The sequence below is a fragment of the Mycobacteroides franklinii genome (assembly GCF_002013895.1).
Taxonomy (GTDB): domain Bacteria; phylum Actinomycetota; class Actinomycetes; order Mycobacteriales; family Mycobacteriaceae; genus Mycobacterium; species Mycobacterium franklinii.
On sequence record NZ_MAFQ01000011.1, the window covers coordinates 18,472 to 32,451 of the forward strand.

General features: G+C 64.4%; 13 protein-coding genes and 1 riboswitch. Of the genes, 2 read left to right on the forward strand and 11 right to left on the reverse strand.

All coding sequences use genetic code 11. The features are described 5' to 3' along the window. Nucleotides 1–41 precede the first annotated feature (41 nt). Genes meaB through mutA form a run of 3 tightly spaced genes read right to left on the reverse strand, consistent with a single transcriptional unit; the run spans nt 42 to nt 5,126 of the window. A complete protein-coding gene (gene meaB / locus B4393_RS18985; protein WP_078335415.1) occupies nt 42–1,022 on the reverse strand; it encodes a methylmalonyl Co-A mutase-associated GTPase MeaB in 981 nt (326 codons plus the stop codon). After that, complete coding sequence (gene scpA / locus B4393_RS18990; protein WP_078335416.1) at nt 1,022–3,301, reverse strand: methylmalonyl-CoA mutase; 2,280 nt, start codon at nt 3,299–3,301, stop codon at nt 1,022–1,024. Before scpA ends, meaB begins: the two co-directional genes overlap by 1 nt. A gap of 1 nt (nt 3,302) precedes the next feature. Then, the gene (gene mutA / locus B4393_RS18995) at nt 3,303–5,126 is read right to left on the reverse strand and encodes a methylmalonyl-CoA mutase small subunit (protein WP_078335417.1); all 1,824 of its coding nucleotides are present in this window, start codon (nt 5,124–5,126) and stop codon (nt 3,303–3,305) included. 182 nt (nt 5,127–5,308) lie between these two features. Here mutA and B4393_RS19000 point away from each other — a divergent pair, with 182 nt between their 5' ends. Beyond that, nucleotides 5,309–6,040 (forward strand): TVP38/TMEM64 family protein, encoded by a 732-nt coding sequence (locus B4393_RS19000; RefSeq protein WP_078335418.1) that lies wholly within the window; start codon nt 5,309–5,311, stop codon nt 6,038–6,040. Nucleotides 6,041–6,042: 2 nt separating this feature from the next. Here B4393_RS19000 and B4393_RS19005 read toward each other — a convergent pair whose 3' ends face one another. From B4393_RS19005 to B4393_RS19025, 7 genes are all read right to left on the reverse strand, one after another. Next, the gene (locus B4393_RS19005) at nt 6,043–6,432 is read right to left on the reverse strand and encodes a DoxX family protein (protein WP_078335419.1); all 390 of its coding nucleotides are present in this window, start codon (nt 6,430–6,432) and stop codon (nt 6,043–6,045) included. 53 nt (nt 6,433–6,485) lie between these two features. Further along, nucleotides 6,486–6,617, reverse strand: coding sequence for a hypothetical protein (locus tag B4393_RS28295; RefSeq protein ID WP_269087571.1), 132 nt, complete (start codon nt 6,615–6,617; stop codon nt 6,486–6,488). A gap of 100 nt (nt 6,618–6,717) precedes the next feature. Beyond that, entirely contained in the window at nt 6,718–8,436 is a 1,719-nt protein-coding gene (locus B4393_RS19010; protein ID WP_078335420.1) for an Nramp family divalent metal transporter, read from the reverse strand. Continuing rightward, a complete protein-coding gene (locus B4393_RS19015) occupies nt 8,433–9,737 on the reverse strand; it encodes a magnesium transporter MgtE N-terminal domain-containing protein (protein ID WP_078335421.1) in 1,305 nt (434 codons plus the stop codon). The genes B4393_RS19010 and B4393_RS19015 overlap by 4 nt, the downstream gene beginning before the upstream one ends. 136 nt (nt 9,738–9,873) lie before the next feature. Next, complete coding sequence (locus tag B4393_RS27860; RefSeq protein ID WP_164911120.1) at nt 9,874–10,011, reverse strand: hypothetical protein; 138 nt, start codon at nt 10,009–10,011, stop codon at nt 9,874–9,876. A 233-nt stretch (nt 10,012–10,244) separates the two neighbouring features. Then, nucleotides 10,245–10,413, reverse strand: a riboswitch (M-box (ykoK) riboswitch). Between the two features lie 55 nt (nt 10,414–10,468). Further along, nucleotides 10,469–11,611, reverse strand: a complete 1,143-nt coding sequence (locus B4393_RS19020; RefSeq protein WP_078277847.1) for an SPFH domain-containing protein — start codon at nt 11,609–11,611, stop codon at nt 10,469–10,471. A gap of 24 nt (nt 11,612–11,635) precedes the next feature. Beyond that, nucleotides 11,636–12,061, reverse strand: coding sequence for an NfeD family protein (locus tag B4393_RS19025; protein ID WP_078277848.1), 426 nt, complete (start codon nt 12,059–12,061; stop codon nt 11,636–11,638). A gap of 65 nt (nt 12,062–12,126) precedes the next feature. On the opposite strand from B4393_RS19025, the gene B4393_RS19030 reads away from it, so the two are divergent. Then, nucleotides 12,127–12,954, forward strand: coding sequence for a hypothetical protein (locus B4393_RS19030; RefSeq protein WP_078335550.1), 828 nt, complete (start codon nt 12,127–12,129; stop codon nt 12,952–12,954). Here B4393_RS19030 and B4393_RS19035 read toward each other — a convergent pair. Further along, a complete protein-coding gene (locus tag B4393_RS19035; RefSeq protein ID WP_078335422.1) occupies nt 12,951–13,973 on the reverse strand; it encodes a ferrochelatase in 1,023 nt (340 codons plus the stop codon). The two genes, B4393_RS19030 and B4393_RS19035, sit on opposite strands and share 4 nt — an antisense overlap. Between the last annotated feature and the right edge of the window lie 7 nt (nt 13,974–13,980).

The following is a 13,980-nucleotide window of genomic DNA, read 5'->3' on the forward strand; positions in this document are numbered from 1 at the left end:
CACATACCGGTGGGTGTGCATACGCAACCTGGCGTTCGGGCCTATCGGCTGAGGTCGAGTAGCCGCTCGGCAGCCAGCGCCGGAGTCAGGGTGCCCTCGCGCACCTGCTGCTCGATATCCGCCCGCGACGCCTTCACATCGGGTGCGTTGAGCACCCGATCCAGGACGGCATCGCGCACCATCGCCCACATCCAGTCCACTTGCTGACGGCGGCGCTTGGCCTCAAACTCCCCCGCCTCGGTCAGCACCGCGCGATGCTTCAGCACCGTGCCCCACATCTCGGAGACCCCGCTGTTCTCCAACGCACTCATGGTGAGAACCGGTGGGCGCCATAGGGTGTCGTGCGGGTAGATCAGGCGCAGCGCACCCGACAACTCTCGCGCCGCCTTCTGCGCCTCGATGGCATGCGCACCATCGGCCTTGTTCACCACCACGATGTCGGCGAGCTCAAGCACACCCTTCTTGATGCCCTGCAGCTGATCTCCGGTGCGCGCCAGCGTCAAGAAGACAAAGGTGTCGACCATGTTCGCGACGGTGACCTCTGACTGCCCCACTCCGACGGTCTCGATCAGGATGACGTCGAACCCGGCCGATTCCAGCAGCACCACCGTCTCCCGGGTCGCCCTGGCCACCCCGCCCAACGTGCCCGACGTCGGCGATGGCCGGATGTACGCGTCGGGATGTACCGAGAGCCGGCCCATTCGCGTCTTGTCGCCCAGGATCGATCCGCCGGTGCGCGTCGATGAGGGGTCCACCGCCAGCACGGCCACCCGATGCCCCTGCTCGATGAGATACATCCCGAGTGCCTCGATGGTGGTCGACTTGCCCACCCCAGGCACGCCGGTGATCCCCACGCGCAGCGCGTTTCCGCCCTCGGGCGACAGTTCCAGCAGCAACTGCTGGGCCTGCGCTCGGTGGTCTTGGCGCGTCGACTCGACCAGCGTGATCGCTCGGGCGAGCGCCGAACGATCCCCCGATCGAATCAGAGCCGCCGAATCATCAGATGACTGTTTTTCCGGCATCAGGATAGGTCGTAGCCGAGCCGCTCAGCCAACTTGTGCAACAAGCCAATGGCGGCCTCCGAAATCACCGTTCCCGGAGGGAAGATGGCCGCGGCGCCCGCCTCATACAGCTCATCGAAATCGCCGGGCGGAATCACGCCACCCACCACGATCATGATGTCCGGGCGGCCCACCCCGGTCAGCGCCTCGCGCAGCGCCGGCACCAAGGTGAGGTGACCCGCCGCCAGCGAGGACACCCCGACCACGTGCACATCGTTGTCGGCAGCCTGCCGCGCGACTTCCTCGGGTGTCTGGAACAGTGGACCCACATCAACGTCGAAACCGATGTCGGCGAAGGCCGTTGCGATCACTTTCTGTCCGCGGTCGTGTCCGTCCTGACCCATCTTGGCGACCAGCACACGGGGCCGGCGGCCATCGGCGTCGGCGAACTTCTGCACGAGCTCGGTAGCTTGAACGACAGCTCCGACAGGACCGTCACGCCCTACCTCGTCCCGATACACCCCGCTGATGGTACGGATTTCGGCCTGATGCCGCCCGTAGACCTTCTCCAACGCGTCGGAGATCTCTCCCACGGTGGCTTTGTGCCGCGCGGCGTCGATGGCCAGCGCCATCAGGTTGTTACCCAAGCCGTCTTCTCCGACGCGACTCGAATCGGCTGCCGCCCGGGTCAATTCATCGAGTGCGCGCTGCACTGCTTGGTTGTCGCGTTCGGCACGCAGTTGCTGCAACTTGGCCAGCTGCTCGGCGCGCACGCGGGAATTCTCGACCTTGAGGACTTCGATCTGCTGGTCCTCAGTGACCTGATACTTGTTGACGCCGATCACCGGCTGACGGCCCGAGTCGATCCGTGCCTGGGTGCGTGCGGCGGCCTCTTCGATGCGAAGCTTCGGAATGCCCTGATCGATGGCCTGCGCCATCCCGCCGGCCTCGGTGACCTCACGGATGTGTTCGCGGGCGCGGGAAGCGAGCTGGTGGGTAAGCCATTCCACGTAATAGGAGCCACCCCACGGATCAATCGGGCGGCAGGTACCCGACTCCTGCTGGATGAGCAGCTGGGTGTTACGAGCGATGCGTGCCGAGAAGTCTGTGGGCAGCGCCAACGCTTCGTCGAGGGCGTTGGTATGCAGCGATTGGGTGTGTCCCTGGGTCGCGGCCATCGCCTCGATGCAGGTGCGGGCCACGTTGTTGAAGACATCCTGCGCCGTCAGTGACCACCCGGAGGTCTGCGAATGCGTGCGCAGGGACTGCGATTTGGAGCTCTTCGGGTCGAACTGCGCGACGAGCTCGCTCCACAGCAGACGCCCGGCCCGCAGCTTCGCGACCTCCATGAAGAAGTTCATCCCGATGGCCCAGAAGAACGACAGACGGGGGGCGAATACGTCGATGTCCAGGCCACCCTCCAGGCCTGCCTTGATGTACTCGACTCCGTCGGCCAGGGTGTACGCGAGCTCCAAATCGGCTGTGGCACCGGCCTCTTGGATGTGGTAACCGGAGATCGAGATGGAGTTGAACTTCGGCATCTTGGCACTGGTGTAGGAGAAGATGTCCGAGATGATCCGCATCGACGGCTTCGGCGGATAGATGTAGGTGTTGCGGACCATGAACTCTTTGAGGATGTCGTTCTGGATGGTCCCCGCCAACTGCTGTGGCGAGACGCCCTGCTCCTCGGCGGCCACCACATACAAGGCCAAGATCGGGAGCACCGCGCCGTTCATGGTCATCGATACCGACACCGAGCCCAGGTCGATACCGTCGAACAGCTGACGCATGTCGAGGATGGAGTCGATGGCCACGCCGGCCATTCCCACATCACCCTGCACCCGCGGGTGGTCCGAGTCGTACCCACGGTGAGTCGCCAGGTCGAAGGCGACCGACAGACCCTTCTGGCCGGCAGCGAGGTTGCGGCGGTAGAACGCATTGGATTCGGCGGCCGTGGAGAAGCCGGCGTACTGGCGAATGGTCCACGGTTGGTTCACGTACATCGTCGGGTACGGCCCGCGCAGGAAAGGCACCTGGCCCGGGAACGTATCCAACGGATATCCCTGCGCCCGCACCGCTTCACGGTCGGCGGCGGTGTAGATCGGCTTGACGGTGATCGCCTCCGGCGTCTCCCAGTCAAGCTGCTCGGGGGTGTATCCGTGGGCGTCCGCTGCCTCACTCACCGCCGCCGCCACGGCTGCGGCATCCGGTGTGACTGATGCGCGGTCACCATGGAGCGGCACGTCGGCGAAGCTGCCCAGAACAGCCTCGGATACCGAAAGATCCGTGAGGTCAGTCATGTCACGCCCCCAACTTGGTCAGCATGGCCGAAAGCGTTTCGACTGCATTGATTTTCATGGTCAGGTAGCCGTCGGGCCGTGAAGCCTCCGCGACCTCGGCAACGGCCTTCTCCGGCCCGGCGAGGTAGATATCGGTGACGCCTGCCGCCCGAGCCGCGTCCACGACGGCACCCACTTCGGCGGCGTACCGGGCATCGGTGCCGCAGATCACGGCGATGCGTGCCCCCGCATCCGCCACCGCGCCGGCGACGGTGCCGGCATCCAGCACACCGGGATTGACGGTCTCGATACCGCCGGAGGCCAACAGGTTCGAGGCGAAGGTGGTGCGCACATTGTGCTCGGACAGCGGGCCCAATGGAAGGAGCAATGCTGCCGGACGCGCACCCGAGGAAGCCAAGTAGGCGTCCGAGCGGTCCCGTAGCGCCTCGAAATCGGCGGCGTACCGGTAGCCCGTGCTGGGATGCGGCGGCAGCGGCTCCTCCCCCAAGTTCGGGAACTCGTTCACCCCCGTCACCGAGGTGCGCCGATGGGCGATGTCATCGGCGCGCGAGGCACGGGTCGCGGCAACGCGTTCCCGGATCAGCGCGCCGGCGGATTCGAATCCACCCGCGCCCTCGATCTCCGTGAACAGAGACCACGCTTGCTGCGCAAGGGTTTCCGTCAGGTCCTCGATGAACCATGAGCCGCCGCCGGGATCGAGCACCCGCCCCACATGCGACTCCTCGATGAGCAGCAGCTGCGTGTTGCGTGCGATACGGGCAGAGAACGCAGGCGACACCGAACTCAGACCGCCGGGAATCGCGTCATCGAACTGGCGAACCCGAACGCTGTCCGCGCCACCGACTCCGGCGCCGAAGGCAGCCAAGGTGGTACGTAGCATGTTCACCCACGGATCACGCTGAGCCATCATCGGTTCGGAGGTCACCGCGTGCACCACGGCGCCACCAGCATCCGGCACGCCCGCCACCTCGGCCACCCGTGCCCACAGCACCCGCGCGGCCCGGAACTTGGCGATGGACAGGAACTGATCATCGGTTGCGGCGAATCGGAAGCTGATCTGCTGCAGCGCTTCCGCCACGCTCAGGCCCGCGTTCTGCAACACCCGCAGATACGCGACTCCGGCGGCCACCGCCACCCCGAGTTCCTGGCTGTCACTGGCACCCAAATCGTGCGCAACCGTACCGTCGACGGTAATGGCGCGGATCCGCTCGGTGCGCGCCATCGCCTGCCGTGCCAACGCAACAGCCTCGTCAACCGAAACGCCGGCGCGGTCGGCGAAGGCATCACCCAGCGGGTCGGCACCGAGGTCGACCACAACCCCGGCGGCGTTTCCTTCATAGTCATCAAGGGTCGCCAGAATGGCCGCGGCCACCGCGGTCAGCTCGGCGCCGGCCTCCACCTGGATGGGCGCCAAGTCCAAGTAGACACCCTGCAGGGCCCGTTCCACCGCCGCCGGCTGCACGCCGGCCAGCACGATGGCGCTGGTCCCCTGCCCCAGCGCGTCCAGGATGCTCTCATTCACCAGCGCGGCGTCGGCCGCGCCGCCGAACACCTCCGCCACCTTCCACCCGCTGTTCACGTCGCGGCGCGGATCTCCACCACGTACGAACGGCCACTGCCCGGGCAGCGAGGGTTCGGGAAGCTCATCGAGTGCCGTGTACAACGGGCGAATCGCGATCCCGTCGTATGTGGGCGAGTCGAGCAGGCGCTCCGGGGCAGCGGGCAGATCCTCGACCGCCTTGCGGGAGGACTTCGCCAGCACGCCGGCTACACCCTGCTGCCATCGCGCGAAGTCACGCCGAATTTCGGGTACCTCAACAGTCACAGAACTGCTCCCAGCTGCTCGTCATCGAGCGACACATATGGCACTCCATGCCGAAATGCCTATCACACTTACTCATCAGGCTAAATGACGCCGTCTACTACTGCCCAGTACGGGGGCGGCGCCACCGCGGCCTCCGCGTCCTGATGTCCACCATTCACGCAGGCTCCGTAGGCTTGCGCACCATGGGGATCCGGCAGATAGGGAGAACGGGAGCCGCGGCACTGCGACGGCTCCCGCGCCGTCAGCTGCTGTGGACCGGTGTGGCCGTTCTTATTGTGACTGCGGCCCTGCTGTTCCTGCCGCTGCCGACCGCCCTCCAGATGCGGGATTGGGCCGGTGACCTCGGTCCGTGGTTCCCACTTGCTTTCCTGGCGGCACACACGATCGTGACGGTGCTGCCCTTCCCGCGGACCGCGTTCACCCTCGCCGCCGGATTGCTGTTCGGAACCCAGCTCGGCGTGCTGCTGGCCGTCGTCGCGAGCACCGCGAGCGCCGTGTTGGCCCTGTGGGGCGTGCGGGCGTTGGGATGGAAACTCAGCACGCTGCACCACCGCCCCGGTGTGAAAAATGTCGACGATCAATTGCGCCGCCGCGGGTGGATCGCGGTGATGTCGATGAGGCTCATCCCGGCGGTGCCGTTCTCGGTTCTCAACTACGCGGCAGGAGCCTCCGCGGTGCGCGTCGTGCCGTACACGTTGGCCACCTTCGCGGGTCTGCTTCCGGGCACGCTGGCGGTCGTCGTACTCGGCGATGCACTCACCGGACACATCAGTGGCACGCTCTTCGCGGTCTCCCTGACCACCTCGGCGCTCGGAGTGCTGGGAATCCTTTACGAGATCCGGCGCTACAAACGTACCCACACCGAGATCGCGGGCCCGGAAATCTCCGACGAGCCCGAACGCGTCGGCAGCTAGGCCTACGAGGGGTTCCGTTCGTCGAATCCCTTGCTCGCCAGCACGGCGAACAGGGTGAGCAGACCCGCCGCCGGCAGGGCATGCAGCACCTTGTCGTGTACCCGCACATGCGCACCGACCGCCAAGGTGAAGTAGACGGCCAACATGAATGTCGTCAGCCGACCCAATGCCGACCACCGGATTCCACCGAGGAGTCCCACTGCTGACGCCGTTTTCACGACGGGAAGCACCCACCAGATGCGTTGTGGCAGACCGACTGTCTCCAGCGATTCTTTGACAGGCTTGATCGGACCGACGCATGCCGCCGCGTCGGCGACCTGCATGGCTGCCAGCGCCGCCAGGACCTTAGGGTTGGCCAAAACTCGGGGAGATACCAAAGCGTCATTGCTCATCACTCCAGTGAACCACTACTGCGCCGGGCCGACGATGGCACGACCGATTCCCGCTAGTGCGGCGCGTGCGCACCCAAAGACGCAGAGATGACGGCCAACGGTGACAGAGCCAGCTGCATGTTGGCGCGCTCTTGTGGGGTAAGCCGACGACGTTCCCAGAAACGTCGCAACGCGCGAATACTCATGTCTCCATTGGACGCGGCCGCGCCGACATTAACCAGCGCGGCCGCGATATCCCAACGAATTCAATACGCATTCTCATCACGGCCATCCGGAGAGGTTCGATCAACTCCCGTGTGCGAGTTGAATTGCCTTCACCACCAACAGAATGGCACCGACAACCAGATAGCCGCGAAGAGCGAGCATGCCCAGTTTGGTTCCCGGACTCCATTTGACCGGTTCGAGCAAGGCGAGGGGCGGCATGCGCCAGGTGCGCGCATCGACGCCTTCGAGAGCCTTGTTCAGTGCGGCGACCGCCGGATCCGTGCGTTGCCTGCTCGAAACCCACCACAGGCCGATCCCGATCAGTATCGCGAGAATTGTGACAACCACCGCCAGATAACCGGAGACCTCCACGACATCCAAATCCGGGAACAACGTGGTGGCCATCAGGATGCCGGAAAGAAAGAGCAGCACACCGACGATGAGCCCGGCGACGATGTTGAGCCAGGTCTTGTTGACCCACGGGCCCAACACCGCTTTGTCGTTGCACAGCAACAGCAGGAACACACTGGCGCTGGGCAACAGCAGACCCGCCAGTGCCTGCACCGCTGTGGTCATGAGCCCCAGCGGCGCATTCGGGATCAGCACGATGGCGGCGCCTACTCCGACCATCACGGTGTAGGACAGATAGAACGGCTTGGCGTCCTTGAAGCTGCGGTGCAAGGAGTGCTTGAGCCCGAAGGTGTCACCGAACGCATAGCTGGTGGCCAGGGTGACGGCAGCAGCGCCGATGATCGACGCGTCCAGCAGGACGATTGCGAAGACCTTGCCCAGCAGCGGCTCAACCTGTCCCAGCCAATGGGCGATCATGCCGGCGTCGCCATCGTCGCCCCACTTGTCCGGCCCGGAGTTGCCCGTCGCACGTGCGGCGTAGTCGGCGGTCATCACCAATGCAGCGGCACCGATCACCACGACGAGCGAACCGATGACGGTGTCGGCGCGTTCGTACCCGATGAACCGCGGCGTGATGCGCTTGTCGACGATATTGGACTGCTGGAAGAACAGTTGCCACGGCGCGACGGTGGTTCCCACCATGGCGATAATCAGCAACACCGCACCCGAGGTGATGCCGCCGTCGATGCCCGGAATCACGAAATCATGTGCGGCCCTGCCCCACTGTGGATCTGACATCAAGAACATCGGGATCTGCAGCAGCGTGATCGCAATGAACACGAACATGGCGCGCTCCCAGCGCCGGAAGCTCCCGGTGGCCATGATCAAAATCAGCGCGATCGCCGCGAAGGGCACCGTGTAGTACTTCGAGATTCCCAGATACTCGGAAGCCAGTGCGACACCGATGAACTCGGTGACCAGAGTCAGGAAGTTCAGGATGAACAAGTCGCCGACGGAGAACCAGCCCCAGCCGCGGCCGAACCGCTCGTTGATCAACCGGGCATGCCCAACCCCGGTGACGGCGCCGAGCCGAACCACCATCTCCTGGTTCACGATCAGAACGGGAATGAGTAGCAACAACACCCACAGCAGGCTGTACCCGTAGCTCTGACCGGCTTGAGCGTAGGTGGCGACACCACCCGCATCGTTGTCGCCGACCATGACGATGATGCCCGGCCCAAGAATGGCGGCCATCGTCGCCATCCGCGTCTTGAAAGTGCGCGCCTGGCCGGGATCGCTCACGCTGATCTTGCCGAATGCACCTTCGATGTCACCCAGATGCGCCGAATCAAGTACAGCGCTCTTTGGTGGTGGGGGTGCCGCTTTAAGCGGCGTGGCCACAGTTTCCGTCCCGTTCACGGGACCGCCGGCGATTCCGTTTTCACTCATGGCGTGACCCCGTCTGGGCCCGACGCGACCTGGCGCACCGGACGAGGCGCCGGCTCACGACGGCGCCAATCCTCGGGAATGAGCGCAGCCAGCACATCGTCGTAGGTCACTACGCCAAGTACCTTTTCGCCTTCGTCGACGACCGGAATGAGAGCCAGGTTGTAGTCGGCCATCAGCAGGGCGACGTCGGTGAGATCGGCCTCCGGCGCTACCCGCACCGGGTCGTCATCCATGATCGATTCCACAACGGCGGCCTGGTCGGCCTGCAGCAGCCGGATCACCGACACCACACCCACCAGTTCGCCATTGTCAGCGAGCACATGCACCTTCAGCAGCGCCTCCGGTTGCAGGGACTTCGCCGCCGAAATCACCCCAATCGCATCGCCAACGGTGCTGCCGAGCACACAGGACACGATGTCGACATTCATCAGGCCGCCGGCCGATTCGGGGCTGAACCCCATCAAGGTGACCACCTTGGTGCGTTGCGGTGCCGGCATCAGGTCCAGCACCGCACGGCGACGAGACTGCCGCAGGTCGAAGATGGCATCTGCCGCGTCATCCGCACGCATGCGGCCCAGGAGGGCCGCGACATCTGCGTCCGACATGTCTTCGAACAACTTGCTGGCCTTCTCCGAGTCGAGTTCCTCGAACACATCGGCCTCAAGCTCGGGGTTGGCGCGAACGCGATCGAGGATCTCGCCGCCCTCTTCCTTGGTGGCCTCCTCCAGCAGATCCGCGATCTCGGCGGGCTTGAGCGTGTTCACTCGTCCCCCGACACGGCGCGCCAACAGCGACCCGCCATGACCGATCATCGGCTCGAATGCCTTCCAGTCCCTGCCTGCCTGGCCCGCGCCGGCCTTGATCAGACCGAAAAACCTTGCGGGACGCCGGGTATCGAGGCGGGCCAGAACCCACCCCTCAGCCGATTCCACCAGCTCGATGTCATAGGCATGCACCAATTCGGCGTTGTCCACATCGATGAACCGGTGGTCGAGCACGTCCTCGTCGAGCAGGTACTCGCCATCCCGACGCTCGAAGCCCCGGAGGTCAACCTTGTTCTTGCTCAACTCAATACGATGCGGCCCCACCGCGGACACCACATCGGAGGAGACAAAGACGGTGCGCCCACCCATGTCCACCACGTATCCCGTGACGATCGGATACTCATCCGATCCACGGAGCCGAACGATCACATCCTCCAACCGGCCAATGGTGTCGCCGGAACGCGCGACGACCGGAGCTTTCAATAGATCCGAGAATTGAATTACTCGCGGCTTAGCCGCCTTATTGGAAGTAGCCATGCCGACTCCTCAGCGTTTGAACCAATACGCTCCGTCCGCCCGGTTGGGCGGGCGAAGCGTATTGGCCTCGAATGAATTCCGAATGACCACCCACTGTGAATCAGCTGTGCGTGGTCGCGATGGTGAATCCGCCGGATTACCGCGGCGGGTGCGCCCCGAGCGATGCCGAAACAACGGCAAGCGGTGAGTACGCCAGTTGCAGATTGGCGCGCTCTTGCGGGGTCAGCCGGTGCCGAATCCACATCCGGCGGACTGCGTTAAATGTTGTGGTCATGATGAGGCTCCTTCTGGGGAGAGCCGCATACCCGAGCGCAGGTGTCAAAAACGTTGACTAGAGCGAGGATTCACCCTCGAACAAACGACAAGGTATGCGGCAGCTGTTGTCTATGCGGACTTTCGCCGGATATCACGGGGGTGCCTCACCTCCTTGCCGTCGGGGCGCACGCGGGCGCCAGCTGTAGGAGCAGCGACCACGAGAAGGAATTGCCGGACAGCGACACTGACCGGAGCGCACCCCTCTCGTCAGGGCTTCGGCACTACGTGACGTGTCCGCGGGCGGAAGCCACTTCGGGTCATCCCTTAGTCCGGGAAGACCTGTCCTAACCTTGGGCGTCTCTCGACGTCGTCAGATCAGTGGCCTGTATTCACGTAGGAGCCTCACCTAGCAAGGTGCTGAACCGGTACCCATGATGGGCCTGGGGAATCGCCTTGTCAAGCGGGCAATGCCCGTGTCACGCGTCGGGCAGCTGATGGCGGCTCGCCGGATCGAACTGGCCGATCTCCTGGGCGGCCGACTGTGCCTCGGCGACCGCCGCGGCGACCTCGGGAGTGGTCTTCGTCTCGAACCATCCAGCGACATCCGCAGAGTCGTCCTCTGGACGCTCCGCCGGTTCGTCGGCCGGAGACGGTTGGTAGCGGAATACACCGTCTTCCCCTGGCGCGCCCAGCAGCTTGGTGAATCCCTGCAGAGCAGAACCGAAGTCACTCGGAATAAGCCAGACCTTGTTCGCCTCACCCTGGGCCATCTTGGGCAACGTCTGCAAATACTGATAGGCCAACAACTCTGGCGTGGGTTTACCGGATTTCACTGCGGCGAAGACCTTTTCGATGGCCTTCGCCTGACCCTGTGCTTGCAGATACTGTGCGGCCCGCTCGCCCTCAGCACGCAGGATGCGGGACTGGCGTTCACCTTCGGCAGCCAAGATCGCAGATTGTCTGGAACCTTCCGCGGCGAGGATCTGCGCCTGCTTCTGCCCCTGAGCCGAGAGAATCGCCGCCTGCCTGGCACCTTCGGCCGACAGAATCATGGCGCGCTTCTCACGGTCGGCCTTCATCTGCTTCTCCATCGACTCCTGCACCGAGGGCGGTGGATCGATCGACCGCAGCTCCACGCGAGCCACCCGCAGCCCCCAGCGGCCGGTGGCCTCGTCGAGCACCCCACGCAGCTGACCGTTGATCTGATCACGCGACGTGAGGGTCTGCTCCAGGGTCATGCCACCCACGACGTTGCGCAGCGTGGTGGTGGTGAGCTGCTCGACACCCACGATGTAGTTGCTGATCTCATACACCGCCGCCTGCGGGCTGGTGACCTGGAAATAGACAACGGTGTCGATGTTGACCGTCAGGTTGTCCTCGGTGATCACCGGTTGCGGCGGAAAAGACACGACGCGTTCACGCAGATCAACCTTGGCCCGGATGCGGTCGACGAACGGCACCAGAATGGTCAATTGCCCACTCACGGTCTTGGAATACCGGCCCAACCGCTCGATGACCGCAGCCTCTGCCTGCGGAACGAGTGCCACAGATTTCAGCACAATGGTGACGCCCAGGATGATCAATACGATCAGCACGAAGGCTCCGGCCGCTACTCCCATATCCGTACTCCCTTGGTGAGATTCTCAGATCTTCTCGACAACCGCCGTGGCGCCGTCGATTTGGACAACTGTCACCGTCTCGCCCTGTTCGAATCGACCCGACTTCTCCAGGCTGCGGGCAGACCACATCTCCCCTCCCAGCCGAATCAGCCCGTGGATATCGTCGACGGGTTCAATCACAATGGCGCTCTTACCCTCCAACGCCCTGGCGTTGGTATGCAGAATCGGGCCGGATGTCAGCCGCTTGCGCAGCGCGGGCCGCACACCGACCAGCAAAACCACCGAGCTGATGACGAAGACCAGCCCCTCGGCCCACAGCGGCATGCCGAAGACCCACCCGACACCCGCCGTAACCAGGGCCGATCCGCCCAGCATCAAGAGGAACATGTCCCCTGTCATCAGCTCGGCAGCCGCGAGCAAGATGCCTGCCACGAGCCACACAATCGGCATGTATCCACACTAGCCCGCGTGGGCAACTGGTGGGGGCGGATGCGGCGCCTTACACTGCGATCATCATGGCGAATCCGAGTGTGTCCCTGGCAGTGTGGGCAAGCGCGTGGCTGGCGGGCCGCGCGGCGCCCGATGATGTCATTGACGCGCTCATTGCCTGGGCACCAAGGCATTTAGTCACGGCCTATGATGCGGTCGCGGCGGGCCACACCGGACTCTCCTGGCCGGATATGGACGACAACGGCCCCATCGGCCTACTTCAGACCATCCGCACCGCAACCGGTCAACCACACGGTATACCCGATATCCATGTGATCCTGCCCGCACCCGGTGACCCCCGGGGCTTGCCCGCCGGAACCCAGTTCCAGCGCGACGCGCTCGAGGCCAGCGAGGCGATTGTGCTCAGCGATCGCCAGAATGATTCCACAGCAATAGGATTGGTTCCCGCGGTAGAGTACGACGAGGACCGTGATGAAACCGTCGGACTGTCCTGGACGGTGTATTCGCTGCCCGCACAGATCCCCTTACAACCCGGGCCGGACCTCGGTGAGGCAGAGTTCCAACTGCGTCAAGCGGTTCGTTCGGCTACCTCAACGCTCAATCGCCTGGACCGGGCCGTGGGCGCAATCGAGGCCGATCCCCGCGCGTTGGTCGAAGAGGTGCTGTCCACGCTGCGCGGACACTGCCTGCCGGATTACGCACCGCACCGGGCCATCAGGGTGCTCGACTCGGCCAATCAGGTGGAAGCGATAGCGACGGCGGCAGCCGAGATCATGGAGCTACCCGGCGCCCTCGACGATGGCGCCGTAAGCGACGCGTTGCGGCCCCTCGTCGTCGTGGTACGTGAGGCACGGATGGCGGCCGCGGCCGCCATCATCGAGGCCGCGCGCTAAATCTCCAGCCGACCGCAGCACAGGGGTGAACACGGAGCGCCGTTCACGCTGAATCCGTACCCGGGGACCGGATTTACCCCGTCGGCCCGTAGCGGGGATCTACCTTCCACGACCTCTGCGATCAGGTCCACCGCGAGGCGCGCGAAGCGCTCATCGGCACCAGGGGTTGCCGCGCGCGTGAACTCGATATCGTGCTCGGCCGCGAACTCACGAGCCTCGTTGTCCAAGTCCCACACCACCTCCAGGTGGTCCGCGACGAACCCGATGGGGGCAACTACCACAGATCGGATACCCCGATCCCGCAGAGCAGCAAGATGGTCCACGATGTCCGGTTCGAGCCACGGAACCTGGGGCGGGCCCGAGCGCGACTGCCACACCATGTCGTAATCCTGGTGACCGATTGCGGCGGCGACCAATTGCGCAAGATAGTGCACCTGACGGCTATAGAGCTCCGGACCGTGTCTCCGGTCCGCCGCGATGGGAATGGAGTGTGCGGTGAACACCAGTCGCGGCTCCCCCCGCAGGCCAGACATTGCGGCCAACACGGCGTCGGCGTACAGCTGCACCAGTGCCGGATGGTCGAAGTACTGGCGAAGCTTCACCAGCTCCGGCGCGCCGTCACCCACCGCAGCGCGCGCACGGGCAATGTCCTCCACGTACTGTGTACAGCCCGAGTAGCCACCCCACGCCGAGGTGGTGAACACGGCAGCACGCCGAATTCCCTTGTCCCGCATGTCGGCGACGGTATCTTCCACCATGGGGTACCAGTTTCGGTTGCCGAAGAACACCGGCAGCGGATGCCCGGTCAATTCGAGCTGGCGCGAGATCTGATCGACCAGCGCCCGGTTGATGCCGTTGATCGGAGAGACTCCGCCGAAATGGAAATAGTGTCCGGCGACCTCATCGAGCCGTTCGGGCGGAATCCCGCGGCCACGCGTCACATTCTCCAGAAACGGCCGAACCTCCTGCGGCCCTTCGGGTCCACCGAAGGACAGCAGGAGCACCGCGTCAAATAACACAGAAGTC

Coding starts and splice junctions, on each gene's coding strand:
- B4393_RS19020 (WP_078277847.1), bottom strand. CDS start 11,611: ATGGGAGTAGCGGCCGGAGCCTTCGTGCTGATCGTATTGATCATCCTG.
- B4393_RS27860 (WP_164911120.1), bottom strand. CDS start 10,011: ATGACCACAACATTTAACGCAGTCCGCCGGATGTGGATTCGGCACCGG.
- B4393_RS19015 (WP_078335421.1), bottom strand. CDS start 9,737: ATGGCTACTTCCAATAAGGCGGCTAAGCCGCGAGTAATTCAATTCTCG.
- B4393_RS19000 (WP_078335418.1), top strand. CDS start 5,309: ATGGGGATCCGGCAGATAGGGAGAACGGGAGCCGCGGCACTGCGACGG.
- B4393_RS19005 (WP_078335419.1), bottom strand. CDS start 6,432: ATGAGCAATGACGCTTTGGTATCTCCCCGAGTTTTGGCCAACCCTAAG.
- B4393_RS19030 (WP_078335550.1), top strand. CDS start 12,127: ATGGCGAATCCGAGTGTGTCCCTGGCAGTGTGGGCAAGCGCGTGGCTG.
- scpA (WP_078335416.1), bottom strand. CDS start 3,301: ATGACTGACCTCACGGATCTTTCGGTATCCGAGGCTGTTCTGGGCAGC.
- meaB (WP_078335415.1), bottom strand. CDS start 1,022: ATGCCGGAAAAACAGTCATCTGATGATTCGGCGGCTCTGATTCGATCG.
- B4393_RS19010 (WP_078335420.1), bottom strand. CDS start 8,436: ATGAGTGAAAACGGAATCGCCGGCGGTCCCGTGAACGGGACGGAAACT.
- B4393_RS28295 (WP_269087571.1), bottom strand. CDS start 6,617: ATGAGTATTCGCGCGTTGCGACGTTTCTGGGAACGTCGTCGGCTTACC.
- B4393_RS19025 (WP_078277848.1), bottom strand. CDS start 12,061: ATGCCGATTGTGTGGCTCGTGGCAGGCATCTTGCTCGCGGCTGCCGAG.